The following is a 1,387-nucleotide window of genomic DNA, read 5'->3' on the forward strand; positions in this document are numbered from 1 at the left end:
CCGCGTACTGGTTGTACTCGGGTGTTCGCCCGGTGCGGCGAGAGTGCGTGCCGGGCGTCGCGGGGCAGGCGGGACTTTGCGGACACCCCCTAGGACACGTCCGTCACGCCCGGGGCGCCGGCGTCCGGGCCATGGTTCCTCGAAGACGACGGCGGTGTACGACGAACACACCGATCGGTGGGACGAGTTGCCGCCCCCGGAGGCCGGAGTGTCTGCGCACGGCCCTGTCACCCGGCCCGGAGGCCGAACAGCTCCGCCGCGTTGTCGTGGCACACGGCCCGCAGCCACTGCTGCCCGAGGCCGAGTCGCTCCAGGGCGTGGAGCTGGTGCAGGTAGCGGTAGGGGATGTTGGGGAAGTCCGAGCCGAGCAGGACGCGGTCGCCGAGCGCGGCGAGCCGGGGCAGGGCGCGGCGCGGGAACGGCATGAGTTCCTCGCCGAAGTCGGTGAACGCCATCGTCGTGTCCAGCCGCACCTCGTCGTACCGCTCGGCGAGGCCGAAGAACTCCTCGTACTCGGGCATGCCCATGTGCGCGACGATCAGCCGTAGCCTCGGGTGCCGCGCCAGCACCCGGGCGATGGGCTCGGGGCCGGTGTGCTTGCCGGGCGCGGGCCCGGAGCCGCAGTGCACCACCACGGGGATCCGGGCCTCGGCCAGCAGTCCCCAGGCCGGCTGGAGGAGTTCGTCGGCCGGGTCGTAGGCCCCCACCTGGACGTGCGCCTTGAACACGCGGGCGCCCGCTTCGACGGCCTCGCGGACGTAGTCCGCGACCCCCGGCTCGGGGAAGAGGGTGGCGGTGTGCAGGCAGTCGGGGGTGCGGCGGGCGAAGTCGACCGCCCATCCGTTGAGCCACGCGGCCATGCCCGGCTTGTGCGGGTAGAGCATCGAGGTGAAGGCCCGCACGCCGAACTCCCGCAGCAGGGCCGCTCGCTCCGCCTCCGCCGTCCGGTACGTGATCGGCCACTCCAGCCCGCCGACCAGCGGCCCGGCGGTGTCGAAGTAGTCCCAGACCTTGCGCAGGACCCGCTCGGGCATGAAGTGCGTGTGCACGTCGACCAGCCCCGGAAGCCCGAGCCGCCCCCAGAACCGCCGCACCTCACCGGCCTCCTCGGAGCCGCCGGCCGCCCCAGGCTGATCACTCATACCGCCACGATCGCCCCTGGGCGGGTGGGAGGGCGATCTCTTGGACAGACCTGACGATGAGGCTTCTGTCACACGACCCGCCCCATGTCCGGGCCCGATGGCGAAGCGCGAGGCCGATGGCAACGGCCCCGCCCCGGCCTCGAACGGCCCCCGTAGGCGACGCCCCTCACCCACCGCCGCCCCGCAGGCGCCGGATCACGACGCCGACCAACCACATCCCGGCCCGACGGGGCGCCGGAGGATGA

The 1,387-nt window shown here is 73.3% G+C and carries 1 protein-coding gene; it reads right to left on the minus strand.

Annotation, left to right across the window (positions count from 1 at the left end; translation table 11 throughout):
• Positions 1-227: 227 nt before the first annotated feature.
• Positions 228-1,142 carry an amidohydrolase family protein gene (locus ABZ948_RS38015; protein WP_359767543.1) on the minus strand — a complete coding sequence of 305 codons (915 nt, stop codon included), beginning with the start codon at positions 1,140-1,142 and terminating at the stop codon, positions 228-230.
• Positions 1,143-1,387 lie beyond the last annotated feature (245 nt).

The organism is Streptomyces olindensis (assembly GCF_040645895.1).
GTDB classification, from domain to species: Bacteria; Actinomycetota; Actinomycetes; order Streptomycetales; family Streptomycetaceae; genus Streptomyces; species Streptomyces olindensis.